The 25024-nt window shown below is 65.3% G+C and carries 25 protein-coding genes; 15 read left to right on the plus strand and 10 right to left on the minus strand.

Annotated features, from left to right (window positions below):
- Window positions 1-39 precede the first annotated feature (39 nt).
- On the plus strand, window positions 40-1176 hold the full coding sequence (dinB, locus tag IM701_RS01520) for a DNA polymerase IV (RefSeq protein WP_193827574.1): 1137 nt from the start codon (window positions 40-42) through the stop codon (window positions 1174-1176).
- Here dinB and IM701_RS01525 read toward each other — a convergent pair.
- From IM701_RS01525 to IM701_RS01545, 5 genes are all read right to left on the minus strand, one after another.
- Window positions 1155-1640, minus strand: coding sequence for an NUDIX domain-containing protein (locus IM701_RS01525; protein ID WP_052242579.1), 486 nt, complete (start codon window positions 1638-1640; stop codon window positions 1155-1157). The genes dinB and IM701_RS01525 overlap by 22 nt on opposite strands.
- Before the next feature lie 40 nt (window positions 1641-1680).
- Complete coding sequence (locus tag IM701_RS01530; protein ID WP_039336420.1) at window positions 1681-2973, minus strand: cytochrome P450; 1293 nt, start codon at window positions 2971-2973, stop codon at window positions 1681-1683.
- Between the two features lie 14 nt (window positions 2974-2987).
- Window positions 2988-4538: an acyl-CoA synthetase gene (locus IM701_RS01535; protein WP_193827575.1), complete on the minus strand. Its 1551-nt coding sequence runs from the start codon at window positions 4536-4538 to the stop codon at window positions 2988-2990.
- Window positions 4539-4696: 158 nt separating this feature from the next.
- Window positions 4697-5257: a fasciclin domain-containing protein gene (locus IM701_RS01540; RefSeq protein ID WP_193827576.1), complete on the minus strand. Its 561-nt coding sequence runs from the start codon at window positions 5255-5257 to the stop codon at window positions 4697-4699.
- Between the two features lie 30 nt (window positions 5258-5287).
- On the minus strand, window positions 5288-6325 hold the full coding sequence (locus IM701_RS01545) for a hypothetical protein (protein ID WP_193827577.1): 1038 nt from the start codon (window positions 6323-6325) through the stop codon (window positions 5288-5290).
- Window positions 6326-6401: 76 nt separating this feature from the next.
- On the opposite strand from IM701_RS01545, the gene IM701_RS01550 reads away from it, so the two are divergent.
- The 3 genes from IM701_RS01550 to IM701_RS01560 all read left to right on the plus strand — a co-directional run bounded on the left by IM701_RS01550 (window position 6402) and on the right by IM701_RS01560 (window position 10355).
- On the plus strand, window positions 6402-7085 hold the full coding sequence (locus IM701_RS01550; protein WP_193827578.1) for a spermidine synthase: 684 nt from the start codon (window positions 6402-6404) through the stop codon (window positions 7083-7085).
- A 140-nt stretch (window positions 7086-7225) separates the two neighbouring features.
- Window positions 7226-8170 carry a fumarylacetoacetate hydrolase family protein gene (locus tag IM701_RS01555; RefSeq protein ID WP_193827579.1) on the plus strand — a complete coding sequence of 315 codons (945 nt, stop codon included), beginning with the start codon at window positions 7226-7228 and terminating at the stop codon, window positions 8168-8170.
- 64 nt (window positions 8171-8234) lie between these two features.
- The gene (locus IM701_RS01560; protein WP_193827580.1) at window positions 8235-10355 is read left to right on the plus strand and encodes an acetate--CoA ligase family protein; all 2121 of its coding nucleotides are present in this window, start codon (window positions 8235-8237) and stop codon (window positions 10353-10355) included.
- Between the two features lie 25 nt (window positions 10356-10380).
- On the opposite strand, the gene IM701_RS01565 is transcribed toward IM701_RS01560, so the two are convergent.
- From IM701_RS01565 to IM701_RS01575, 3 genes are read right to left on the minus strand one after another with little or no spacing between them, the layout of a single operon-like run.
- Window positions 10381-11052: a phytanoyl-CoA dioxygenase family protein gene (locus IM701_RS01565; RefSeq protein WP_082734769.1), complete on the minus strand. Its 672-nt coding sequence runs from the start codon at window positions 11050-11052 to the stop codon at window positions 10381-10383.
- A 6-nt stretch (window positions 11053-11058) separates the two neighbouring features.
- On the minus strand, window positions 11059-11595 hold the full coding sequence (locus tag IM701_RS01570; protein WP_039336433.1) for an adenine phosphoribosyltransferase: 537 nt from the start codon (window positions 11593-11595) through the stop codon (window positions 11059-11061).
- Between the two features lie 25 nt (window positions 11596-11620).
- Window positions 11621-12265: an HAD-IA family hydrolase gene (locus IM701_RS01575; RefSeq protein ID WP_039336509.1), complete on the minus strand. Its 645-nt coding sequence runs from the start codon at window positions 12263-12265 to the stop codon at window positions 11621-11623.
- Between the two features lie 146 nt (window positions 12266-12411).
- Here IM701_RS01575 and IM701_RS01580 point away from each other — a divergent pair, with 146 nt between their 5' ends.
- The 3 genes from IM701_RS01580 (at window position 12412) to IM701_RS01590 (ending at window position 16434) form a co-directional block, all read left to right on the plus strand.
- Complete coding sequence (locus tag IM701_RS01580) at window positions 12412-13191, plus strand: universal stress protein (protein WP_193827581.1); 780 nt, start codon at window positions 12412-12414, stop codon at window positions 13189-13191.
- Between the two features lie 50 nt (window positions 13192-13241).
- Window positions 13242-13721, plus strand: a complete 480-nt coding sequence (locus tag IM701_RS01585; RefSeq protein ID WP_052242580.1) for a COG3650 family protein — start codon at window positions 13242-13244, stop codon at window positions 13719-13721.
- Between the two features lie 394 nt (window positions 13722-14115).
- Complete coding sequence (locus IM701_RS01590; RefSeq protein ID WP_193827582.1) at window positions 14116-16434, plus strand: CDC48 family AAA ATPase; 2319 nt, start codon at window positions 14116-14118, stop codon at window positions 16432-16434.
- Window positions 16435-16455: 21 nt separating this feature from the next.
- Here IM701_RS01590 and IM701_RS01595 read toward each other — a convergent pair whose 3' ends face one another.
- A complete protein-coding gene (locus tag IM701_RS01595; protein WP_052242581.1) occupies window positions 16456-17778 on the minus strand; it encodes a sensor histidine kinase in 1323 nt (440 codons plus the stop codon).
- Between the two features lie 169 nt (window positions 17779-17947).
- Between IM701_RS01595 and rpmH the strand changes: the two genes are divergently transcribed.
- From rpmH to dapE, 7 genes are all read left to right on the plus strand, one after another.
- Window positions 17948-18082, plus strand: coding sequence for a 50S ribosomal protein L34 (gene rpmH / locus IM701_RS01600; RefSeq protein ID WP_039336437.1), 135 nt, complete (start codon window positions 17948-17950; stop codon window positions 18080-18082).
- Window positions 18083-18119: 37 nt separating this feature from the next.
- Window positions 18120-18521: a ribonuclease P protein component gene (rnpA, locus tag IM701_RS01605; protein WP_039336438.1), complete on the plus strand. Its 402-nt coding sequence runs from the start codon at window positions 18120-18122 to the stop codon at window positions 18519-18521.
- Complete coding sequence (yidD, locus tag IM701_RS01610) at window positions 18518-18727, plus strand: membrane protein insertion efficiency factor YidD (protein ID WP_084278662.1); 210 nt, start codon at window positions 18518-18520, stop codon at window positions 18725-18727. Before rnpA ends, yidD begins: the two co-directional genes overlap by 4 nt.
- Window positions 18728-18775: 48 nt before the next feature.
- Window positions 18776-20566 (plus strand): membrane protein insertase YidC, encoded by a 1791-nt coding sequence (gene yidC, locus IM701_RS01615; RefSeq protein WP_193827583.1) that lies wholly within the window; start codon window positions 18776-18778, stop codon window positions 20564-20566.
- The gene (gene yihA, locus IM701_RS01620; protein WP_062347524.1) at window positions 20563-21216 is read left to right on the plus strand and encodes a ribosome biogenesis GTP-binding protein YihA/YsxC; all 654 of its coding nucleotides are present in this window, start codon (window positions 20563-20565) and stop codon (window positions 21214-21216) included. The genes yidC and yihA overlap by 4 nt, the downstream gene beginning before the upstream one ends.
- Before the next feature lie 428 nt (window positions 21217-21644).
- The gene (locus IM701_RS01625) at window positions 21645-22319 is read left to right on the plus strand and encodes a glutathione S-transferase family protein (protein WP_039336514.1); all 675 of its coding nucleotides are present in this window, start codon (window positions 21645-21647) and stop codon (window positions 22317-22319) included.
- Entirely contained in the window at window positions 22319-23446 is a 1128-nt protein-coding gene (gene dapE, locus IM701_RS01630) for a succinyl-diaminopimelate desuccinylase (protein ID WP_193827584.1), read from the plus strand. Before IM701_RS01625 ends, dapE begins: the two co-directional genes overlap by 1 nt.
- Before the next feature lie 93 nt (window positions 23447-23539).
- Here the strand turns inward: dapE and msrA are convergent, their stop codons facing one another.
- Entirely contained in the window at window positions 23540-24076 is a 537-nt protein-coding gene (msrA, locus tag IM701_RS01635) for a peptide-methionine (S)-S-oxide reductase MsrA (protein WP_193827585.1), read from the minus strand.
- Window positions 24077-24153: 77 nt separating this feature from the next.
- Here msrA and IM701_RS01640 point away from each other — a divergent pair, with 77 nt between their 5' ends.
- Window positions 24154-25011 carry a class I SAM-dependent methyltransferase gene (locus tag IM701_RS01640; protein ID WP_062347532.1) on the plus strand — a complete coding sequence of 286 codons (858 nt, stop codon included), beginning with the start codon at window positions 24154-24156 and terminating at the stop codon, window positions 25009-25011.
- The last annotated feature ends 13 nt before the right edge of the window (window positions 25012-25024 follow it).

The raw sequence follows: 25024 nt of genomic DNA on the forward strand, positions 1-25024 counted from the left end.
GGGTTTATGTTGCAATGCGAAACGGAGTATCGTGGGCACATGGAATTTGCGCGAGACCAGGACGAGCCTGACCGTCAGGCGATTGCCTTGCGCAAGATCATCCATGTCGACATGGACGCCTTCTTCGCCAGCGTCGAGCAGCGCGACGATCCCTCGATCCGGGGCCTGCCCGTGGCCGTCGGCGGATCGTCCGGGCGCGGCGTGGTGGCAGCGGCAAGCTACGAGGCGCGGAAGTTCGGGGTGCGTTCGGCCATGCCCTCGGCGCGTGCGGTGCAATTGTGCCCGGACCTGATCTTCAGAAAGCCGCGCTTCGATGTCTACAAGGCAGTGTCGCAGCAGATCCGCAGCGTTTTCCTGGACTTCACGCCGCATGTCGAGCCGCTCTCCCTTGACGAGGCCTACCTCGACGTGACCGATGATGTGCGCGGGATCGGTTCGGCCACGCGTATCGCCGAGCTGATCCGCCAGCGCATCAGGGCCGAGACCGGCCTTACGGCAAGCGCCGGGGTGTCCTACAACAAGTTCCTCGCCAAGCTCGCCAGCGACCAGAACAAGCCGGATGGCCTCTGCGTGATCCGTCCGGGCGAAGGGGCGCAGTTCGTCGGCTCGCTTCCGGTGCGGCGCTTCCATGGCATCGGGCCGCGCGGCGCTGAGAAGATGGCCAGGCTGGGCATAGAGACCGGCGCTGACTTGAGGGCCAAGGACCTGGCTTTCCTGCGCGCCAACTTCGGGAGTTCGGCAGACTATCTCTATCGCGCGGCACGGGGGATCGACCTCAGGCAGGTCAAGGCAGACCGGCCGCGCAAGTCGGTCGGCGGCGAGCGGACGTTCGAGCGGGACATCTCCTCCGGCCCCGCGCTGCGCGAGACACTGGAGCGGATCATCGAGATCGTGTGGGAGCGGATCGCGCGCAGCGGGGCAACCGGGCGAACGATAACGCTCAAGATGAAGTTCAACGATTTCATCCCCTGCACGCGCGCCAGGTCCCTGCCGCGCCCGATCGCAGGGAAGGAGGAGTTTGCCGCACTCGCCCGCGACCTGCTCGATGCGCAATTGCCGCTGCCCAAGCCGATCCGGCTGATGGGGCTGACGCTCTCGGCGCTGGAAGGCGAAGAGGCCGAGGACGGCGACGAGGGCGCCGCAGCGCCGGTGCTTCAGGCCGAACTGCCGTTCTGATCGGCCAGCCAGCGCGCAACCATCTCTCGCACCGGGCCGCTGGTGTTTGCCGGGAGCGCCTCGGCCGCAAAGAAGCGTGCTTCCTCGATCTCGCGGCCATCGGCGGCGGGCAGGTCCCCTGTCGTCCCGACGACGAGTTCGATCGCATTGGTCCAGCCCTTGCGGTCCAGCACCACCGTGCCAAGGTGACGCGGCGCATCAAGGATGCAGCCGGTCTCCTCCAACAGTTCGCGTGAGGCTGTCACTTCCGGGCGCTCGTCACGGCCCAGCCCTCCGCCTGGCAGCATCCACGTGTCGCGCGCGTGGTAGCTGTGCCGGACGAGCAGCACTTCGCCTGCGGCATTGACGGCGATCACGTTGCAGCCGCGCACGCGCTTGCGCGTGATGCGCCAGTACCACAGCCGCGCGGCATGGGCAGTGCGCAGCAGGGTGCGGTGGAGCGGGCCGGGAAGGAAGTGCAGCACCAGCCCATTGTGAGGCCGGTGCTGCCGGTTGTCACCCCGGTTACGCCGCCTTCCAGCGCAGCGGCAGCGCCTTGAACCCGCCGACGAAGGTTGAATTCACGCGGCGCGGGCTTCCCGCCAGTTCGAGGCTCTCCACCCGGTCGAGCAGCACATCGAGCAGGATGCGCATTTCCAGGCGGGCGAGGTGCAGGCCGAGGCACTGGTGGGACCCCGCACCGAACGCAGCGTGCCGGTTGGCCGGGCGCGTCGCGTCGAACTTGCGCGGTTCCGGGAACTGGGCGGGGTCGTGATTGGCCGCGACGTAGTTCAGCATCAGCCAGTCACCTTCGGCGATCTGCTGGCCGCCAAGTTCGGTGTCGCGTGCGGCGGTGCGCATGAAGTGCTGCACTGGCGTAGTCCAGCGGATCGCCTCTTCCACGATGCCCGGCAGCAGGCTGCGGTCGGCCTTGGCGCGGGCAAACAGGTCAGGGTCGCGGGCAAGGGCAAGCACGGCTCCTGCAGAGGAGGCCGAGGTGGTGTCGTGCCCGGCGCTGGCGACGATGATGTAATAGCCCGCCGTATCGCGATCGCTCATCGGTTCGCCATCGATCACGGCATTGGCGATCACGGTGGCAACGTCCTCCCCGGGGTTCCGGCGGCGCTCGGCAGCAAGCCCGGCAAAGTAGCGCTCGAACTCGGCCACGGCGCCGGCGACGATCTGCGAAATCTGTTCGGGCGGCAGGTCCTTGATGCCGGACTTGTTCATGTCCTCGTCCTGCCCGCCGAACATCTGCTGGGTCAGGAACAGCATCTTCGGCTCGTCCTCCGGCGGCACGCCGAGGATCTGCATGACAACGTGGAGCGGATAGGGCGCAGCGACCAGCGGGATGAAATCGCCTTCCTCGCCCGCCGCCAGCATCCGGTCGATCGATTCGTTGGCGATCTTGCGGATCTCGCCATCAAGCTTCGACAGGTTCTTGGGCATGAACCAGTCCTGCGTCAGGCGGCGCAGCTTCGGGTGCTTGGGCGCGTCCATGGCGACGAGCGAATCCACCAGATGCGGGCTCCCGCCGGTGATCGAGCGGGCCAGCATGTCTCCGACGCGCAGGGTGAAGACGGCCGACTTGGGCCGGTTGAGGAAAGTCGCATTGTCCTTGCTGACCTTCATCACTTCGTCGAAGCCCGAAACTAGCCAGAACGGCTCGTGCTCGTCTTGGGGCGCGACGACCCGGGCCACGGGCGCCTTGGCGCGAAGGGCATCGAACTGGTCGAGCAACGGGTCCCACGTGCCGTAGGACTTGGGGTCGATGACGGCGCGGCCCACCTCAGCCGGAACCACTGGAACGCTTGCCATTGTCCTGTCCTCCCTCAGACCGTGGCCGCTTGCGCGGCTTCGTAGGCCTGCTTGTATTCGTCGCGGAGCAGGCGCTTGAACAGCTTGCCGGTGGGTTCGCGGGGCAGCTCCTCGCGGAAGTCGATCTGGCGCGGCATCTTCACGCGCGAAAGCTGCGGGTTCAGCCACTCGGTCAGCTCGGCTGCAAGTGCCGGACCAGCCTCGGCCATGTCGCGCGGCTGGACGACCGCAACGACTTTCTCGCCCATGTCGGGATCGGGCGCGCCGATCACGGCGACGTCGGCCACCTTGGGATGGGTGACGAGCAGGTTCTCGATCTCCTGCGGGTAGATGTTCACTCCACCCGAAATGATCATGAAGCTCTTGCGGTCGGTCAGGAAGAGGTAGCCGTCCTCGTCGACCCAGCCCACATCGCCAAGGCTGGTCCAGCCGTGCTTGTTGGTGGCGTCGCGCGTCTTGTCGGGGTCGTTGTGGTAGGTAAAGGCATTGCCGCCTTCGAAGAACACCTGGCCTTCGGTGCGCGGCGGAACCTCCTCGCCCTCCTCGTTGCAGATGCGGATCGTGCCAAGAATCGCGCGACCGACCGAGCCGGGACGCTGCAGCCAGTCCTCGCTGGCGATGAAGGTGAAGCCGTTGCCTTCGGTGCCGGCGTAGTATTCGCGCAAGGCCGGCCCCCACCACGCGATCATCGCCTGCTTTACCGGCACCGGGCAGGGCGCAGCGGCATGGATCGCGCACTTGAGGCTGGAGATATCGTACTTCGTGCGGACGTCATCGGGCAGCTTGAGCATGCGAACGAAGTGAGTCGGCACCCACTGGCTGTCGGTGACCTTGTACTTCTCGATCAGTTCGAGGGCATACTCGGGATCGAACTTCTCCATCGCGACCACGGTGCCGCCCATGCGGTGAATGGTCATCGACCAGCGCAATGGCGCGGCGTGGTAGAGCGGAGCGGGCGAGAGATAGACCGCATCGCCGGTGATGCCGAAGGCCTGGTTCGCAATGCCGATCAGCGAATTGACCGCGCCGATCTCGGGGTCTTCGGGAAGCGGAATGCGCACGCCCTTGGGCTTGCCCGTGGTGCCCGAGGAATAGAGCATGTCGCAGCCGGCGCGCTCGTCCGCGATGGGCGTGGCAGGCTGCGCCGCCAGCGCGGCGTCGAGTGAAAGGGGGCCTTCGGTATCGAAGCGCAATTGCGGCACCTCAGGGGCCAGCTTTGCCACTTCGTCGAGCACCGGGGCGGTGTATGCCGAACCGATCAGCAGGCGGCTGCCACTGTCCTGCGCGATATAGGCGATCTCAGGCGCGGCTAGGCGGCACGAGACGGCGACGTAGACGAGGCCAGCCCGCTGCGCGCCCCAGGCCAGAGCGAAGAAATCGGCCCGATTTTCAAGGCACAGTGCGATCGTATCGCCGATCTGGAGCCCGTGCGAGCGCAGCAGCTGCGCGAACTGGTTCGATTTGGCCTCGAGCTGCGCATAGGTGACCACCTCGCCGCTGCCGCCCATGATCACAGCGGCGCGATCGGGATTGCGGGCGGCATGATACTTGGGGTGGAAATGCACCGGCCTTGTCCTCTCGCAACTGGCGGACTCAGGCCGCCATTTGCGAGGAAGCTTAACCGATCAGTTAAGGGGTGCAACCGGGATTTGCGAGTCCGGTTGCACCGCCTTGCTGCAATTCTTGCCCGATCCTTTCACAGCGGAATCATCGGCCAAGGCCGTTACTGTGGCGCGGGCAGGACGCGGTCGATCGGATAGATCACGCCGTTGCGGGCGACGATCGGTTCGCCAACCAGTCTCGGCGCGTCGTCTCCGCTGCCGAGGCGAATGGTGTCGCCGCTGCGGGTGAGCGTGAGAGGCTGCCCGCCGAGACTGGCGAGGCGCACCGTGCCGTTGGCGCGCTCGATGCCCTGCTCCAGATCGGCCCGCGCGACATAGCCCGGCGAGAGGTGCTGGCTGACGAGAGCGAGGAGTTGCACCTTGCCGTCCTCGCTTTCCAGCGCCTTGCGATCGGCTTCGGGCAAGGCCTTGATCGCTTCGTTGGTCGGCGCGAACAGGGTGTAGCTGCCGACGCCCTCGAATGTCTTCTCGAGCCCTGCTGCCTTGATCAGCCGGGCCGATTCCGAAAGATCGCTGCTGTCGTCGAGAGCATCGAACAGGTCCTTGCTCGACGCCTCGGCGACTGCGCCGCTGCTCTTGGCATCTGGCACATCGCTCTTTCCGCAGCCGGCAAGGGCGAGCGCTGCGACCAGCACAGTCCCCATCATCTTATGGCGCACCATGGAAATCCCCTTCGTGTCTTCGAGTGCAGGTCAGGCGATCAGTTCGATCACGGCGCGGACCAGCTGGGTGGTCGGGTCGACTTCGTAGACGTAGCCGTCGCTATAGCGGTACCAGCTGTCGGGCGTGTCGGCGTAGCGGCCGCGCCAGTCAGGGGGTACGTTGTAGAAGCCGTAGCCGGCCGGCATCGGCTGGCCCACTACCCACGGATCACCCGTCAGCAGCGCGGCAATGCCCTCGATCACGTTGGACTGCGGATTGACCTCGAAGATGGCGTTCTGTGCGTAGCGATAGTCATAGCCATCGCGGAAGCCATAATAGCGGTCGTAATAGCTGGGTACGGCGTAGTCGCTATACTGCGTCGGCCAGACCTGCCCGCCGAACAGCGCACCGCCAAGCAGGGGCACGATACCCGAGACCAGCCCGCCATTGCCGACGCGGTACATGTAGCCGTTGCCGTAGCGCCAGTCATAGTTGTTGCCGAGGTAACGCACCGGGTACCAGTCACCCCAACTGCGCGAGTCCCGGATCTGGCGGGCCTGGCCCGGCGGCAGGCAGCCGTTGTTCTTCTTGGCAAGGCCGGGAGGGCAATCGCTCGCGACCGGAATCAGGAAGCGGCGGTCGTCGTAACGATAGCGGCCGTCCTGCCATTGGCGGCTTGCCACGCGGATGACGTTGCGGTCGTCCCCTCGGTCAACGCGGCCGTCGCCGCCACGGTTGGCTTGGCGTTCGACCTTATCGAAAGCCTTCGCACCGTTGTCGCGGTCCCAGTCCTTCCCGGGGTCCTCGTCATTGTTGCCGCGCATGGCCTGCTGGGGCATTTGCCGCGCGTCGTTGCCGCGGGACTTTTCCGGGCGCATTTCGGCGCGCTTGTCAGGGCCCTTTGCCCTGTCAGGACCCTTGGCCTTCTCGGGGCCTTTCTGGCCCCCGCGATCCATTTTCTCGGCCTTGGCCGGGCCGCCGCCGCCCTTGCTGTGGCCGTTTCCGTTGCCGTTCCCATTGCCTTGGGCGAGGGCCGGGGCACTGGCCGCGAAAGCGGCGATACCGGCCATGAGCATCATCTTGCGCATCGTCTTGTCTCCGAATCCGTCGGTTGAGGCAACGTGCGCCTTGTGGCTGCGGTTCCCGCAGACTAGGGCTTCAGAGATGATAGCACGCGAACTTCTCGGCACGGCACGAGTGCCCGATGGCGAAGAGCTGAAGCTCTACAGGCACGACCGCGATTTCATGATCGTGCTCGGCCACAACGAATTGATGAGCACGCGGCAGAACGGTTCGGAGATTGCACTCGCCACGCAAAGCATCGCCCGGATTGCCAGGGCGCAGCGGCCGGCGATGCTGATCGGCGGCTATGGCATGGGCTTCACCCTTCGCGCCGCGCTGGAGAAGCTTCCGGCCGACGCGCACGTGACCGTGGCCGAACTGGTGCCCGAAATCATCCAGTGGGCCAAGGGGCCGATGGCGGAACTGGAAGCAGGCTGCCTCGGCGATCCGCGCGTGCGGCTGGTGATGACCGACGTGGCCGACGTGATCTCGGCCAATGCGCTGTCGGTGGGCGGGACCGGGTACGATGCCATCCTGCTCGATGTCGACAACGGACCCGATGGGCTGGTGCGGGCGGGCAACAACCGGCTTTACACGATGCGCGGGCTGCGCACGGCGATGGATGCACTGCGCCCCGGCGGCGTGCTGGCGATCTGGTCTGCGGCAAGGGATGCCAATTTTACCCAGCGCCTCAAGGCAGCAGGTTTCAACGTCGATGAAGTGGAAGTGCGCGCCCGCACCAATGGCAAGGGTGCAAAGCACGTGATCTGGTTTGCCAGCGTTTAAGGGGTAGCACGGGGCGAGACTGCGCACGCGAAGGCTGACGTTTCATTCACAGCGTTTATGCCGGGCAATAAATACCATTCCTTTGCTGTCTCGCCCGGCGCGGACTAGGCGTCGGGGCAAGACAGCATCGGGAGAATGACATGCGCCTCGCCACAATCGACAACGGTACTCGCGACGGGCGGCTGATCGTGGTCTCGCCGCAAGGCGATGGCTTCGCCTATGCTCCGGCCGCGACCTTGCAGGAACTGGTCGAGGGCTGGGAGGCGTTCTCGCCGGCATTGCAGGCCATCGCCGCGTTTCCCGAAACGCTTGATGGGGCAAGGCTGCTCGCACCGTTGCCCCGTGCCTGGCAGTGGCTCGATGGTTCAGCCTTCCAGAGCCATGGGGACCTGATGGACGCGGTGCTGGGGATCACCAAGCCCAAGACCGACGTGCCGCTGATGTACCAGGGCATGTCCGATACCTTCATGGCGACGGGGACCGAAGCGCGCTTCCCTTCGACCGACCTCGGCATCGATTTCGAGGGCGAGTTCGGGGTAATTGTCGATGCCGTGCCGATGGGGACAGGCGCTGCCGAGGCGATGCAGCACATCCGGCTTGTCGTTCAGATCAACGACTGGTCGCTGCGCACGCTCGCGGGGCCGGAAATGAAGACCGGCTTCGGCTGGGTCGGTGCCAAGCCAGCCTGCGCAATGGCGCCCTTCGCCGTGACGCCCGATGAACTCGGCGATGCATGGAGGGATGGACGCGTCTGCCTCGACCTGCTGGTCGACTGGAACGGGAAGCGCTTCGGTGCCGCCAATGGCCATGCGATGGGCTTTGGCTTCCACGAACTCGTCGCCCACGCCGCGCGCACGCGCGATCTGGTGGCGGGCACGGTGATCGGATCGGGTACGGTCTCCAACGAAAACTTCCGCGAGATCGGCTCGTCCTGCATTGCCGAGCGGCGCGGAATCGAAGTGCTGGACGAAGGCGAACCCAGGACCGCATTCATGGCCTTTGGCGATACGGTGCGGATGGAAGCGGTCGATGCTTCGGGCCGCGCACCGTTCGGTGTCCTGCACCAAAGGGTCGTGCAGGCCTGACCACAACGCCCACTTGCCGTCCTTCCGATAATTGTTATAGCGCATAGCGAAATCGGAGGATGCCATGGCCGTTGTTGCGAGTCTGTCCCACGCTGCGCTTGATCGTTTCCTGCGCCCGAAGTCCGTCGCCGTCGTCGGCGCATCGGACAAGCCCGGCGCGCTTGGTGCAACGCTGCTGACCAATCTCGATCGCAACGGCTATGCTGGTGCCGTCTATCCGGTGAACCCGAAGCGTGACGAGATCATGGGCAAGCGCTGCTTCGCCTCGGTCGACGCGCTTCCCGAAGGTGTGGATGTGGCCGTGCTGGCGATCCCGCGCGCCGGCGTGCTGGATGCCGTGAAGGGCCTGGCGGAGCGCAAGTGCGGCGGCGTGGTGATCTTCTCGGCCGGCTTTGCCGAAGGCGGCGAGGAAGGCCTGGCCGAACAGCGCGAGATCGCGCGCATCGCGCATGAAGCGGGCATGGTGGTCGAAGGGCCGAACTGCCTTGGCCTGGTCAACTATGTCGATCGCATTCCGCTGACCTTCGTGGAAACCAATGCCGTCCCGCCAGCTGGCAAGCGGGCGATCGGCATCGTTTCGCAATCGGGCGCGATGGCGGCGGTGCTCGGCACGATGCTGCTCGCCCGCGATGCCGGTGTCTCCTACTCGGTCTCGACCGGGAACGAGGCAGCCAGCGGGGTCGAGGACTATGTCGATTGGCTGGTCGACCAGGACGATACGCACGTGATCGCGATGATCGTCGAACAGTTCCGCAAGCCGCAGGCGTTCCTCGCTGCGGCGCGGCGGGCGAAGGCGGCTGGCAAGCCGGTGGTCCTGCTGCACCCCGGCAAATCGAGCGCGGCGCGCGAATCGGCGGCAACGCACACCGGCGCGATGGCGGGCGACTACAAGCTGATGCGGGCCATGGTGGCACGTGCCGGCGTGATCTTTGCCGAAACGCTGGAGGAGCTGGGCGACATTGCCGAGATCGCGGTGCGTTGTCCGGCGCTGCCTTCGGGCAAGACCGCGGTGCTGGGCGAATCCGGGGCCTTCAAGGCGCTGACGCTCGACCTCGCTGAAGAGCTCGACCTGCCGCTGGCCGATCTGCACGACGAGGATTCGCCACTGCTGCGCGCGGCGCTGCCGCCGTTCGTGCCGGTGTCCAATCCGCTCGACATCACCGCGCAGGGTCTGTCCGAGCCGGCTATCTACACCCGCTGCGTCGAGGCCCTGCTGGAAGACGACCGCGTCGGCACGGTCTTCGCCGGGATCATCCAGGCCGAACCGATCACCTGCAAGATCAAGTTCCCGCCGATCCTCGCCGCTGTGGAAGGCAAGACGCTCACCAAGCCGGTGATCTTCGCCGGGCTCGACGAAGGCGCCGAGGTTCCGGCCGAGCGCATCGCCGCGCTGCGGGCGGCCGGCATTCCGTGGTTCCCCACCACCGAACGCGCACTGCGTGCCGTGACCCGGCTGACGCACTGGTCCGCTCAGGACCTTTCCGCCAACGACCTTCCGGCAACACCGCTGCCCGGCCTTGCCGATGTCCACGGCGTGATCCCGGAATACAAGTCGAAGGAACTGCTCGGCCCGCTGGGCGTGAGCTTCCCCAAGGGCGGCTTTGCCGACAGCGCCGATGCCGCGGTAGCGGCTGCCGATGCCGTCGGCTATCCGGTGGCGATGAAGGCGCAGGCCGCAGCGCTTGGGCACAAGAGCGATGCCGGCGGCGTGATTCTCAACCTTGTCGATGCCGCTGCCGTGCGCGAGGCGTGGGACCGCATCCATGCCAACGTCGCAGCCTACTCCGCGTCGATCCGCTTGGATGGCGTGTTGATCGAAGCGATGGGCAAGCGCGGCATGGAGATGATCGTCGGTGCCAAGAACGATCCCGAATGGGGTCCGGTCGTGCTCGCAGGTTTCGGCGGCGTGACCGCGGAGATCCTGCAGGACGTGCGCCTGCTGACTGCAGACCTGACGCAGGCTGCGGTCGAGGCCGAACTGATGAAGCTCAAGAGCTCAGCGCTGCTCAGCGGCTATCGCGGTTCACCCGCGCTGGACGTTCCGGCGCTCGCGGCCCTGATCGTAAAGGTTGGCCAGGTCCTGCGCGCCGAACCCTCGATCCGCGAGATCGACCTCAACCCGGTGATCCTGCACCCCAAGGGTGAGGGCGTGGTAGCACTCGACGCGCTGATGCTGGTGGAATGAGTGGCGCGATGTGGTCGCCGGAGTTTCAGACTCCGGCCCACTCAAGGCCGTTGGGTAAAGCCAAGGCCGAGTAATCGACTTGCAGCACCCGGCGATGCATCGGCTGGGTGGCAGCGTCTGACGCGTGAAGAATGAGTGTCGAATAAAGCCAGACGTCTCCCCTCTCGGCGAGGCACGTCAGGATTTGGCTTTGCTCGATGATTGCAGCCACTTGCCGTTCCGGGATTCGACCAAGCCGATGTGATCCGGAAGCAACCAGCAACGGCGCATTGGTTTCCGGCACGGCATCCAGATGAATGCGCAGCGTGACCATGTCCCGCAAGATGCTTTCAGGCGGGGCGACGTGAACCATGCCCTGCTTGTTGGTCCAAGGACCGAAGCCGGGCGTCTCGATTCTCTCGGCCACACAAATCGTTCGGTCCTGATGCCAGCCCAAGGCCCAGTTCGTCCGTTCGCTCTTGTCGAAGAGGAGTGCGCGGACAGGTTGGGCATGCGCTCCAAGCGCGTGACATGCCGCTTGTCCTATCAAACTCCGATGATCGAGTAGTGGCCGCAGGCCCGGTTGTCCCTTCAATCTCAGCCCTGCGCGCTCGGCCGGTAGACCGCAGTTAACAGCATCAATCGCTGACAGCAGCGGCAAAGCCAATTGTGGCAGTCTTACCGCGCCTGTGCGCTGCAGTTCTTCCAGATCAAACACGGCAGTTCAGTGCCCCGGAAAATCCATCAGCGCCTCTACCGTCAGCCCGGCGTCGCGCAGGCGGGCGGCGCCGTGGAGGTCGGGGAGGTCTATCACGAACAGCGCGTGAGTGACGTCCGCGCCTGCCGTGCGCAGGAGTTCCGTTGCCGCAAGGGCAGTACCGCCCGTGGCGATCAGGTCATCGATGATGACCACGCGCTGGCCTGCGGGAATGGCCGTAGGATCGATCTCCAGCCGGTCGCGCCCGTATTCGAGCGCATAGTCGATGCCGATGGTCTTGACCGGCAGCTTGCCGGGCTTGCGTACCGGCACGAAACCGAGGCCCATATGCGCCGCTACCGCAGCACCGAAAATGAATCCGCGTGCCTCCATCCCGGCGATCGCCTCGGCACCGGCGTCCTGCGCCATCCGCGCCAGGTGGCCGATGCTGGCGGCAAGCCCGGTCCCGTGCGAGATCAGCGTGGTGATATCGCGGAACAGGATGCCGGGTGCGGGAAAGTCCGGCACGGTGCGGACAAGGGCCTTGAGCTCTTCGGGTGTCATGCCTCCAGCCTAGCCGCCATGCAGGTCAAAAGGAAAGGCCGAGAACCTGCCCGAGGTCGGCCAGGGCCTGTTCGCCGCTGGTCACCTTGATCGCCTGCATCCCCAGCGCGGCGGCCGGTTTGCAGTTGATGCCGAGGTCATCGAGGTAGACGCATTGCGCCGGGGCGAGGCCCAGCGTCTCGCACATCATCAGGTAGATGCGCGGATCGGGCTTGCGCACGCCCGCCTTGCTGCTTTCGATGACGTGTTCGAAGCGGGCGAAGATCTGTTCGAGCTCGTCGTGCGCGTCGGCGCTGCGGGCCATGCCGGCACCGTGGCCGGCGGGCACGTTGTTGGTGATGCAGCCAAGCCGGTAGCCTTCTGCCTTCAGCCGATCGAGCGCCGACACCATCGCCGGACGCACCGCGCCGGCAAGGACGGCCAGGACCGACGCGCCATCAAGCTCGTGGCCAAGCGCCCGGGCCTCTTGCGCAAAGCGGCGGTCGAATTCGGCGCTGTCGATCTCGGCGCGTTCGAACAGCGCCCAGGCGTTGGTATCGCCGTTGCGGGCATTGACGGAACGGACGAAGTCCTGCGGCAGGCCCCGTTCCGCCTCGAGCCGGTTGAACGCCTCGAACGGGGAGGAGGTGATCACTCCGCCAAAATCGAAAATCACCGCTGCGTACGCCATCGTGCCTCCCTTTGTGTGGCGCGCAGCCTTAACCGATCGGTGAAATCGGACAAGGCCATCGGATTTTTCCTCCGTTTTGATGTGGATCATCGTATGTTGACGGCGGCGAAGGCAGACTTTTCCCATTGAAGGACAGGAGGATCCCGATGCGCTCCATTCTTTGCCCCGTCGAAAAGTCCGAAACCCTGAACGACCGCGTGGAAACTGCGCTGGCGCTGGCCCGCAAGACCGGAGGGCATGTCACCTTCGTGATCGCGACTCCGTTCGCGCAAATGGCGGCGTGGGAGCCGTTCGGCGGTGCCGCCATTTCCGCTGCCGCAATCAACGAAGCGCGTGAGGCCGACGAGGCGTTTGCGCGCGAGCTCGATGCCCGGCTGGCTCCGCAGGACGTCGCTTTCGACGTCGCGATAGACGACAACGGCCGGGTCGAAGCTGCAGCGGCCGCCGCGCGCTTTGCCGACCTGATCGTGGCCACGCTGGACGATCCCAGCGTCGAGGAACTGGTTCTTGGCGTGCGCAGCCCTGTGCTGGCGGTGCCACGCGGCGCGCCGATGCTCGATTTCGCGGCACCGGTGCTGATCGCTTGGGACGGCGGGCATGAATCCGCCAACGCCCTGCGCGCTGCCTTGCCGTTCCTGGCGATGGCGAAGTCGGTGCATATCCTGACCGTGCGCGAGAAGGACGATACCTTCCCGGCGGTCGATGCGGCCTGCTATCTCTCGCGCCACGGAATCCATGCCGAAGTGCATGAAAAGGAGCGCAACGGTTCGATCGCCTTCACGATCGAGGAATGCGCCCGCAGTCTCGGCGCCGGCCTCGTCGTCATGGGCCTGTTCGGGCACAGCCGCCTGCGGGAACTGCTGATGGGCGGCGTGTCGCGCGAAATGCTCGACCGGTCGCAGATTCCGCTGCTGCTGGCGCATTGACGCCTGGGGCCCGGTTGCGACGCAGCCCGGGTGCGAGCCAGAATGCGGCAATGACAACGATCCGCTCGCTTCCCGCGCTCGCCCTGATGGTCACTGTCTCGCTTGCGGCCTGCTCTCCGGAGCCGGCAACCGGACCGACCGGCGTGGCGGGGGAAAGTGCAGCCGCAGTCGAAGCCGATTCCATGCCGCCTGCCGAGCCGCCTGCGCTGGTAGCAACCGAAGCGGCCGCAGTGATGCCAGCGCCGGTGCCGCCATCTTTTCGCGCCATCGGCACCGAGCCGTTCTGGTCTGCGCGGGTGGACGTGGACAAGCTCTCGTGGTCCACGCCCGAGCAGCCCGATGGACTGGTCGTTCCGGTGAAACGGCAGGATGTCGAAGGGAAGGCGATTCTCTCCGGCCAGGTCGAGGGGAGGGCGCTGGTGCTTGAAGTCAGTGCAGGGTCCTGTTCGGACGGCATGTCGGACACGGTCTATCCCTTCACCGTGACACGGCGTCTCGGCAACGACACCCAGCGTGGCTGCGCGCGCTGATGGTATCCAAATCACGCTTGTGCGCTGCACAACGACGAGTCGCACGACATGCCTGCAAACAATTGCGAACGGAACGACCTGGTATCGTTACGCCTGAAACAACTGCAAAATCCCTGTAAAACAGCGGTTTATGCGATAAATTGCAAAAACTGCAATCAATCCCGATCATTTCGCAATTGCACAATATATGTGTGCAGTGCATACAGAACCTGCCTTTCAGGCATCCTCTCCCAAAACTTTCCGACCCGGCGGGCAACTGCCGGGTCTTTTTTTGCCTGCGTTCCGGGCGGAGCGAAGCTCTTCGCAACCTTCGCAGGCCTCCCGCGTTTGAAATCCTGATTGCCGGTTCCCACATCGGAACCCGTCGATAGCTCAAGGGGATTTCTTAAAGCTCATGGCAGATGCGGCAACCGAAGCCCGGACCGATGCGCGCACCGTGCGCCTTCAGGTTGCGGGTGCTCGTCAGGAAGAAAGCGGCCACGGCATTGCCCGCATCAGTCGGCACGTGATGTCGCAGCTGGGCGTGACCGAAGGCGACGTCATCGAGATCGTCGGCAAGCGCGCCACGGCGGCGCGGGTGATCCAGCCCTATCCCGAGGACGAGGGGCTGGAACTGATCCGCCTCGATGGCCTCCAGCGCGCCAACGCCGATGTCGGTTCGGGTGAGCACGTGGAAGTGCGCAAGATCGATTCGCGGCCTGCGCAGCGCGTCGTCTTCGCGCCCGCGCAAAAGGAACTGCGCCTGCAAGGACCGGCCGTGGCGCTGAAGCGCAACTTTGCCGGGCGTCCGCTGGTGACGGGCGATCTCGTGGCGACCGCCGGGCAGCAGCAGGTCAACCGCACCGACATGCCGCCACAGCTGCGCCAGATGCTCAATGCGCCTGCCTTCGCGCTGACCCAGATCCGCCTGACCGTGGTCTCGACCAGCCCGAAGGGCGTGGTCCACATCGACGAGAACACCGAGGTGGAACTGCGGCCCGAATACGAGGAGCCACGCTCGAGCCGTGCCGACGTCAATTATGACGACGTCGGCGGCATGGGCGATACCATCCGGCAACTGCGCGAGATGGTCGAACTGCCGCTGCGCTATCCCGAACTGTTCACGCGCCTGGGCGTCGATCCGCCCAAGGGCGTGTTGCTGCACGGCCCGCCGGGGACCGGCAAGACGCGTCTGGCGCGTGCCGTGGCCAATGAAAGCGATGCCTCGTTCTTCACCATCAACGGCCCCGAAATCATGGGATCGGCCTATGGCGAGAGCGAGAAACGTCTGCGCGAGGTGTTCGAGGAAGCGACCCGCAACGCGCCCTCGATCGTGTTCATCGACGAAATCGATTCGATCGCGCCCAAGCGCAGCGAGGTTCACGGCGAGGCGGAGAAGCGGCTGGTTGCGCAGTTGCTGACGCTGATGGACGGACTGCACAGCCGGTCCAACCTTGTCGTGATCGCGGCGACCAATCGCCCCGATGCGATCGACGAAGCGCTGCGCCGGCCCGGCCGGTTCGACCGCGAGATCGTCGTCGGCGTGCCGGACGAATCCGGTCGCCGCGAGATCATCGGCATTCACACCCGCGGCATGCCGCTGGCCGAGGACGTCGATCTGCAGGAACTGGCCCGCACCACGCATGGCTTCGTCGGTGCCGACCTTGCGGCGCTGGCCCGCGAAGCGGCGATCGAGGCAGTGCGCCGGATCATGCCGCAGCTCGATTTCGAGCAGCAGACGATCCCGCAGGACGTGCTCGACAACCTGCGCGTGGAGCGCGACGACTTCCTGCAGGCATTGAAGCGCGTGCAGCCATCGGCGATGCGCGAAGTCATGGTGCAGGCGCCAACCATCGGTTGGGCCGACATCGGCGGCCTCGACGATGCGCAGGACAAGCTGCGCGAGGGCGTCGAACTGCCGCTCAAGAATCCCGAGGCCTTCCACCGCCTCGGCATTCATCCGGCCAAGGGCTTCCTGCTCTATGGTCCGCCCGGCACCGGCAAGACGCTGCTGGCCAAGGCCGTGGCCAAGGAAGCAGAGGCCAACTTCATCGCGATCAAGTCGTCCGACCTGCTGTCCAAGTGGTACGGCGAGAGCGAGCAGCAGATTGCCCGGCTCTTTGCGCGCGCGCGCCAGGTCGCACCTTGCGTGGTGTTCATCGACGAGATCGACAGCCTCGTTCCCGCGCGCGGCAGCGGGCAGGGCGAGCCGAATGTCACGGCGCGGGTGGTCAACACCATCCTTGCCGAGATGGACGGGCTGGAGGAACTGCAGTCGGTGGTGCTGATCGGCGCGACCAACCGCCCGAATCTGGTCGATCCGGCGCTCCTGCGTCCGGGCCGCTTCGACGAGCTGATCTATGTCGGCACGCCGAGCGTCGAGGGCCGCGAGCACATCCTTGGCATCCACACCCGCAACATGCCGCTGGCTGGCGATGTGGACCTTGGTCGTATCGCGCGCGAGACCGAGCGCTTCACCGGTGCCGATCTCGAAGACGTGGTGCGTCGCGCTGGCCTTAACGCCATTCGCCGTGCGGGCGGCAATGTCGATCAGGTCACCGCGGAGGACTTCGCCGGTGCACTGGAGGCGTCACGCGCGACGGTGACCGAACAGATGGAGGAAGAGTACGGCCGGATGAAGGGCGAGCTGAAGAAGCGCGCCATGAATCCGGGACCGCTTGGCTTCATCACGCCGGGAATGGTCACGCCCTTGCGCGAATCCAAGCACGGCTGACGGCAACGCGGGCGGAGAGGTTCAGGCCTCTCCGCCTTCAAGCGTGAAGTCCATTTCCACGACGATGCCGCGTGCTTCGAAGCGGCGGACGATCGTGCCGCCCAGCTGACGCTCGGACGAGCGGATCAGGGCTGAGCCGAAGCCTTCGCGGCCTTGCTCTGTCGGTCCAGCCGCTTCCCCGGCGGCAATCTCTTCCCAGATCACCTTGGCGCGCGAGTCCTCGCTCTCCCAGCGGATGCGCAGCAGGCCGCCGGGAGCGGACCAGGCGCCGTACTTCACGGCGTTGGTCGCCAGTTCATGCAGGACGAGGCCCAGCGGCACCGCGTGCCGACCCGGCAGGTTCACCGTGCCGCCATCGAGTTCGCACCGCTCGCTGGAAGAACGGTACGGCGCGATGACCTTGCCGATCAGCTCGGCCAGGTCGACCGTCTGGTCCTTGCCCGACCCTTGCGTGACCTCGTGCGCGGTGACGAGCGCGTGGATGCGCTTGGCGATGCGATCCACCGCGGGGGCGGCAGCGGCATCGCCCCGCGCGCTCATCTTGACGATGGCGAGGATCACCGCGAACAGGTTCTTGACGCGGTGGTTGAGCTCCTTGGCCAGCAGATCGGCCCGGTCGCGCGCTTCGGCAATGGCGGCGGCGCCCTCTGCCAGAGCCTCGGCCTCGGCCTTGCGGATCGCCTGCCACAGCCCCAGCGCCAAGGCGCAGACGATCACCACGAACAGCGCGGCCAGCGAAGGCAGGATGCGCGCCTCGGCATTGGCCGCGCGCTGCGCCGCCTGATCCAGACGCACGCGCTCGATGTCTTCCAGCCGGGCGACGGCCTTGCGCAAGCCGTTCATGGCGAGCTGGCCTTCGTCGGACAGCAGCCGGGCGTGGGCGTCGGGAATGCGGCGTTGTTCGACAAGGTCGACCACGCCGGCCATCTCGGCCCACTTGGCGTCGCCCAGCCGCGCAATCTCGGCAACGAGATTCGCCTGCTCTGCCGGCAGGTCCGGCCCCATGCGGTCACGCAATGCGCGCATGCCGGCGGCATAGCGGCCCTGGCCTTCGCGGTAGGGTTCGAGGTAGCGGGTGTCGCTGGTGATGAAGTAGCCGCGCTGGCCGGTCTCGCCGCTCATCGTGGCGCGCACGATCTCGTCGAGCGAAGCGATGATGCCGCTGGTGCGGGCGGCCTGCTGGCGCTGGGTGCGTTCGACCTCGACCGTGGCAATGATCAACGAGAAGGTGCCGATCAGCGCCAGGGCGACGACTGCGAACAACGCAAGCGTGGGGATCCGCGGCGCGCGTTGCCACCAGTGCAGCCTCATCTCCTTGAGGAGGGATTCGTTTTCCCTGTTCATCCGGGGGGCCTAGACCCTATGGCTTGCATCGGCAATGTATTGAAGCGCTTGTGCCTTTGCCTGCAGGGTTGACGCAAATCGCCTTGTCGCCTATCGGCCACCCCCTGATTCCGGCGCTTTGTCCCGCGGCAAGTGCCAGTCCACAGATTCGATATAGAAGAGAAAAGCCATGAAGCGCACTTTCCAGCCCAGCAACCTCGTGCGTGCCCGCCGCCACGGCTTCCGCGCCCGCACCGCCACTGTCGGTGGTCGTAAGGTTCTCGCCGCCCGCCGTGCGCGTGGCCGCAAGAAGCTGTCGGCCTAAGCCTTTCAGCATAGATCCGGTTCCGGCGAAGGCGGGGATGACCCGAATCGCCACCATCCGGAAACGGGCAGACTTCGTTGCTGCCAATCGCGGAATCCGGGTCGCAAGGCCCGGATTCGTGCTGTTGGTGAACCGTGACGTCGTGCCTGCCGAAGAGGCCGACCTTCGCTTCGGCGTTACCGTCACCAAGAAGATCGGCAACGCGGTCGTCCGCAACCGCATGAAGCGCCGCTTCCGCGCCCTGCTGCGCGAAGCCCTGCCTGATGCCGGCATTGCCGGCGCAGACCACGTGATGATCGGCCGTGAAGGCGGCGTCGAGCGCGACTTTGCCCTGCTGCGCGAGGAATTGGCCGTCGCCCTGTCCCGCGCCGCTGCAGGCAAGGGCGACCCGCCGAGAAAGCGTGGCGGTCAGCGTTCCAGCCACGGCAGGGGCAAGTGAAGCGCCTGCTCATCCTCATTGCCCGAGGCTGGCAGCTCGGCCCTTCGCGCGTGCTTCCGCCATCCTGCCGCTACAGCCCTTCGTGCTCGCAATATGCGATCGAAGCGCTCGAAAAGCACGGCGCGATTAAGGGTGGCTGGCTCGCAGCGAAGCGGCTATTGCGCTGCCATCCCTGGGGCGGGCACGGCTATGATCCCGTACCTTAGGCCGGGTGCCCTGACCAAGACGACTTCAAGATTTAGGACGCGAACACGGTGCAGAATCAGCGCAACGTCATAATGGCAGTGATCCTGACGGGTCTGCTGCTGATCGGCTGGGAAGCGGCCATGCGCTGGTTCTACCCCGCGCCGCCGGCAAAGCCACAGGCGGCAGCGACCGCTGCCAGCACCGATGCCGCAAAGCCCACGCGCGAAGGCGGACTGCAGAACGCGGCTGACATCGCGCTCGAGAAGAAGGACTTGCGCGCCGAACTCGCCGCCGGCAACCGTGTCGCTATCGACGCGCCGGGCCTCAAGGGTTCGATCAACCTCAAGGGCGCGCTCGTCGATGACGTGACGCTGGTCCGTCACCGCGAGAACGTCGACAAGAACAGCCCGCCCGTGCGCCTGTTCTCGCCTGCGGGCACGCCAGCGCAGCACTATGCCCAGATCGGCTGGGTGGGCGAGGGCGTAGCGACGCCCGACACCAACACCGTCTGGCAGGCCGATAGCGCAAGGCTGACACCGCAGACCCCGGTCACGCTACGCTGGACCAATCCCACCGGCCAGACTTTCGCGATCAAATACGCGATCGACAGCGATTACATGATCACCGCAACGCAGAGCGTCGCCAACACCGGCGCCGCACCGGTCGTGGTAAAGCCCTTCGCGCTGGTCAATCGCACCGACAAGACGGCAAGCGTGGATACCTGGCAGCTCCATTCGGGGCCGATTGCCGCGCTCGATGGCTCGGTGAACTTCGACAACAACTATTCCACCGTGACCGAAGCCCCCGGCCAAGCCGTCGCGCTCAAGGGTGCAACCAACTGGATCGGGTTTACCGATATCTACTGGCTCTCGGCGCTGATCCCGGATGCCGGGGCCAAGGCCGAAGGTTCGCTGCGTTCGCTTGGCAACAACGTGTTCCGCGCCGACCTGATCTATCCCGGCGTGTCCATCGCCCCGGGCAAGGCGCAGAGCCAGACGGTCCGTCTGTTTGCCGGTGCCAAGGAAAATTCGGTTCTCGAGAAGTACGAAGCCACTGGCGTCACCAATTTCAGCCTCGCGATCGACTGGGGATGGTTCCGCTGGTTCGAAAAGCCGATCTTCTGGCTGCTCGATTCGCTGTTCAAGCTGGTCAAGAACTTCGGCGTGGCGATCATCCTGCTGACGCTGATCGTGCGCGGTGTGATGTTCCCGATCGCCCAGCGCCAGTTCGCCTCGATGGCGGCGATGCGCGCGCTGCAGCCCAAGATGAAGGCGCTGCAGGAACGCTACAAGGACGACAAGCAGACCCAGCAGCAGAAGATCATGGAGCTGTACAAGACAGAGAAGGTCAATCCGCTGGCCGGCTGCCTTCCCATGTTCCTGCAGATCCCGGTGTTCTTCGCGCTCTACAAGGTGCTGACGCTGGCCATCGAAATGCGGCACCAGCCGTTCGCGCTGTGGATCAAGGACTTGTCCGCGCCCGATCCGCTGCACGTGCTGAACCTCTTCGGCCTGCTGCCGTTCACCCCGCCCAGCTTCCTCGCCATCGGCGTGCTGGCGATCCTGCTCGGCATCACGATGTGGCTGCAGTTCAAGCTGCAACCGGCGGCGATGGACCCGGCGCAGCAGCAGGTCTTCGCGATCATGCCGTGGATGATGATGTTCGTGATGGCGCCCTTCGCGGCAGGCCTGCTGATCTACTGGATCACCTCGAACATCCTGACCATCGCGCAGCAGAAGTACCTCTACAGCAAGCACCCGCAGTTGAAGGCGCAGGCCGACAAGGACCAGCTCGATGTCGACCGCTCGGTCGCGCGTGAGCAGAAGCCTGCTGCCAACCGGAAGCCGAAAACGCGGTGACACCTGAAGAACAAGCTGCCCGCGCCGAACTGATCGAACAGGCGCGCCTCCTCTTTGCGGGGCGCGTCGAGTTCCTCAAGTCGGCCCCTGCGCTCAAGCACCTGCCCGATCCTGACGTGCCCGAGATCGCCTTTGCCGGCCGATCGAACGTCGGCAAGTCGTCGCTGCTCAACGCGCTGACCGGGCGCAAGTCGATTGCGCGCACCTCGGTCACGCCGGGGCGCACGCAGGAACTGAACTACTTCGAAGTGGGCGAGCCGACGCGCCTGCGCCTGGTCGACATGCCGGGCTATGGCTTCGCCAAGGCCCCGCCCAAGGTGGTCGAGCAGTGGCGCCGGCTGGTCCGCGATTTCCTGCGCGGACGTGTCGTCCTGAAGCGCACGCTGCTGCTGATCGACAGCCGCCACGGCGTGAAGCCGGTGGACGAGGACATGATGCAGATGCTCGATGAAGCGGGCGTCGGCTATCGCGTCGTGCTGACCAAGGCAGACAAGATCAAGGCCAGCGAACTCGAAGCCGTCACGGCCGAGACCATCGCTGCAGCGCGCAAGCGCACGGCCGCCTATCCCGAAGTGCTCGTCACCTCTTCCGAAAAGAAGATGGGCATCGAGGAACTGCGCGCCGCCGTGCTGCAGGATTCGTTAATCTAACATCTCTCTTTTCTGAATGACGAGCGCGTCAGTTATTCCTCCCCGGCCGCAGGTGGGAGGGGCCTAACGCAATCTCCCCTCCCGCAAGCGGGAGGGGTCGGGGGTGGGCAAGCGGCGAAAACCGCCGACCATTTCCAACACTCCGCCATTCCGGAACGATAAACGCTGTCCTACAGCCGCACGCATGACGCAGCCTTCGCGCCATGCCCTACCGCGATCCTCTCCTCCCCGCCCGCAATTCCTTCGGCCAAACCTTGCGTGAGGCCGTGACGGCGCCCGCTCTGCTGAACGGATATCGCCTCCACGAAGCTCTACGAGGGATCGAGACGATACACTCCTTGAACTGTGTAAACCGTGTAAACCCGTTCACGGTCGACACAGCGAACCTGAACGGCTACGCGGCTCGCAGGCGTAACAGGGCGAACACGATGAAGCTGATCATCGGCAACAAGAACTACTCCAGCTGGTCGCTGCGGGGCTGGCTGGCGTGCAAGCAGTCCGGCCTGCACTTCGAGGAAATCACCGTCCCGCTCTACGGCGAGGACTGGGACGAAGCGCGCCGGACCGACGAACTTGCACCATCTTCGGGAAAAGTGCCGATCCTGTGGGACGGCGATGGCGAGGACGCACCCGTGGTTTGGGACAGCCTCGCGATCATCGATTACCTTGCCGACAAGGTCGGGCGCGACCGCTTCTGGCCCAAGGACGAAACCGCGCGCGCCATGGCCCGCTCGATGGTGGCCGAGATGCATTCGAGCTACCTGCCGCTGCGCCGCAGCCTGCCGATGAACATCCGCAAGCGTGTCGAGGGCGTTGAGATCAGCGCCGAGGTTCGCGCCGACATCGTGCGCATCCTCTCGCTCTGGGCCGAGGCGCGGGCGCGGTTCGGCAAGGGCGGGCCCTTCCTGTTCGGCACCTTCTGCGCCGCTGACATCATCTATGCCCCCGTCGTCTCCCGCTTCATGACCTACGGCGTGCCTGTGCCCGGCTTCGCCATGACCTACATGGAAGCGGTCTGGACGCACGACTGGATGCAACAGTGGATCGAAGCCGCCGAGAGCGAGGGCTGGACCATCGAGCAGTTCGAGGAGCCCGCGCGCTGATGTCTCTTGATCCTGTAATCCTGGCCGAGCAGCTGATCGATTGCGAAAGCGTGACGCCCGCAACCGGCGCGGTATTCGACTGCCTGCAAGGAATGCTCGAACCGCTAGGGTTCGCAATCCATCGCTTCGTGGCGGGCGAAGCACCCGACGGCCCGGTCGAGAACATGTTCGCGATCCGGCGTGGTCCTGAAGGCTCGCGGCACTTCGCTTTTGCCGGGCACCTCGATGTCGTCCCGCCGGGTGAGGGCTGGACGACTGGTCCGTTCAAGGCCGAGCGCCGGGGCGAGCTGCTCTACGGGCGCGGCGCGGTCGACATGAAGGGCTCGATCGCCGCGATGGTTGCCGCTGCGGCCGAGGTTCCGGCCGAGGCCGGAACGCTAAGCTTCATCATCACTGGCGACGAGGAAGGCCCGGCGCGCTACGGCACGGTGCCGCTGATCGAACTGATCCGCGAAATGAAGACAGAGCCGGACCTGTGCCTGGTAGGCGAGCCGACCTCGGTCCACCGTCTGGGCGATATGGTGAAGATCGGCCGTCGCGGTTCGGTCAACATGTGGATCACCTGCAAGGGCGCGCAGGGCCACGTTGCCTATCCGCACCTCGCCGACAATCCGATCCCGCGCCTGATCGCGCTGCTGGCTGACCTTGACGCGCTGGTGCTGGACGAGGGCACGGAGTGGTTCCAGCCGTCGAACTTAGAGATCACCGACCTTGAAGTGGGCAACAAGGCGACCAACGTGATCCCCGCCGAGGCGCGCGCGCGCATCTCGATCCGCTTCAACGATCGTCACACCGGGGCGGGGCTGGTCGCGATGGTCGAGGACGTGGCGCGGCGGCACAAGGGTGAGGTTCGTGCTGTCATTTCCGGCGAGAGCTTCATCACCCTGCCGGGTGACTACTCGACGCTGATCGCCGAGGCGGTGAAGGCCGAGACCGGCCTCGACCCCGAACTCTCGACCAGCGGCGGCACGTCGGACGCGCGCTTCCTGCGCAGCCTCTGCCCGGTGGTGGAATTCGGTCTGTGCAACGCGACGATGCACAAGAAGGACGAGGCGGTGGCGCTGGAAGACCTGTCCGTCCTCCAGCGCATCTACCGGCGTATCACGTTATCTGCGCTGCGCGCGTGAGGCGGCACCGGCCCGCTCCCCCACCCGGCCACCCGCGAGAGTACCCTGAATGGGTGGCCGGGTGGGGGAGCGGGCCGGTGCCGATCAAAGGCCTCAGCCTTTGACTTTCGACGCGAAGCTCTTGCGCAGCTTCATCAGCTTGGGCGGGATTACGGCGAGGCAGTAGGGGTTCCGCTGGCCTTCGCCTTCCCAATATTCCTGGTGATAGTCCTCGGCCGGATACCAGGTTGCCATCGGTTCGATCGTGGTGACGATGGGCCCCGGCCAATCGGGCTGGGCGCGTTCGATCGCCGCCTCCATTGCCGCCTTCTGCGCCTCGTCCGCCGGGAACATGGCCGAGCGATACTGCGTGCCGACGTCGTTGCCCTGGCGGTTCAGCTGCGTCGGGTCATGTGTCGCCAGGAAGATATCGAGGATCTGGTCGAGGCTGATCGTTTCGGGGTTGAACGTCACGCGGATAGCTTCCGCATGGCCGGTGGTGCCGGAACAGACCTGCTTGTAGGTCGGGTTCTCGACCGTACCGCCGATGTAGCCGCTCTCGACATTGCTCACGCCGATGACGTCGCGGAACACTGCCTCGGTGCACCAGAAGCATCCCCCTGCGAGGATGGCCGTTGCTTGTTCGCTCATGCGCTATATTCTCCTGAATTGAGTGAGAGATAAGCACGCCTCCCCCGCTTGTCACCGGCCCGAAGGAGAATCTCCCCATGCGTTCATTGAGCCTTGCCTTGCTTGCTGCCGTTGCTGGCAGCAGCCTTGCCAATCCCGTAATGGCAGAGACTGCGAAGACGGCATCGGCCATGATCGACCCGGCCCTTGCCGCCGCAGTCGCTGACCCCTTGCGCGAAAAGGACCGTGCCCGTGACGTCTATCGCAAGCCTGCGGAGACGCTGAGCTTCTTTCAGGTTTCGCCGACGATGAAGGTGGGCGAATATGCGCCGGGCGGCGGCTGGTATTCGCGTCTGCTCGGGCTCTATCTCGGCCCGAAGGGCAAGCTGGTCGGTCTGTACTTCGACCCCACGTCGAGTGCGTTCGGCGACAAGATGAAGGCGGGCATCCGCGAAGGCGCGACCAAGTATCCGGCGGAGGTTGCGGAATGGTCGGGTCAACCGGCTGAGCGCTTCTCGGCCTTCACCCTCGATGTCCTTCCCGACAGCGAAAAGGGCACGTTCGACCGCATCCTCGTCATGCGCATGATGCACAACCTGCTGCGCTGGAACCTTGCCGCGCACGAGATCAAGCAGATGCGCGAGCTGCTGAAGCCCGATGGCATGATCGGCATCGAGCAGCACCGCGCCAAGCCTGATGCGCCCTACTCCTTCACCGACGGTTCGAAGGGCTACCTGCGCGAAGCCGACGTGATCAAGTTCATGGAGATCAACGGCTTCACCTTTGTCGGCAAGAGCGAGGCCAACGCCAACCCCAAGGACCCGGCGAACTGGCCAAACGGCGTCTGGACCCTGCCACCGCAGCTGGGCGGCAATCCGGACGAGGCCACCAAGGCCAAGCTGCAGGCCATCGGCGAGAGCGACCGCATGACCCTGCTGTTCCGCAAGCGTCCCTGATCTTGCGTTGATC

The sequence above is a fragment of the Novosphingobium sp. ES2-1 genome, from assembly GCF_015169775.1.
GTDB classification, from domain to species: domain Bacteria; phylum Pseudomonadota; class Alphaproteobacteria; order Sphingomonadales; family Sphingomonadaceae; genus Novosphingobium; species Novosphingobium subterraneum.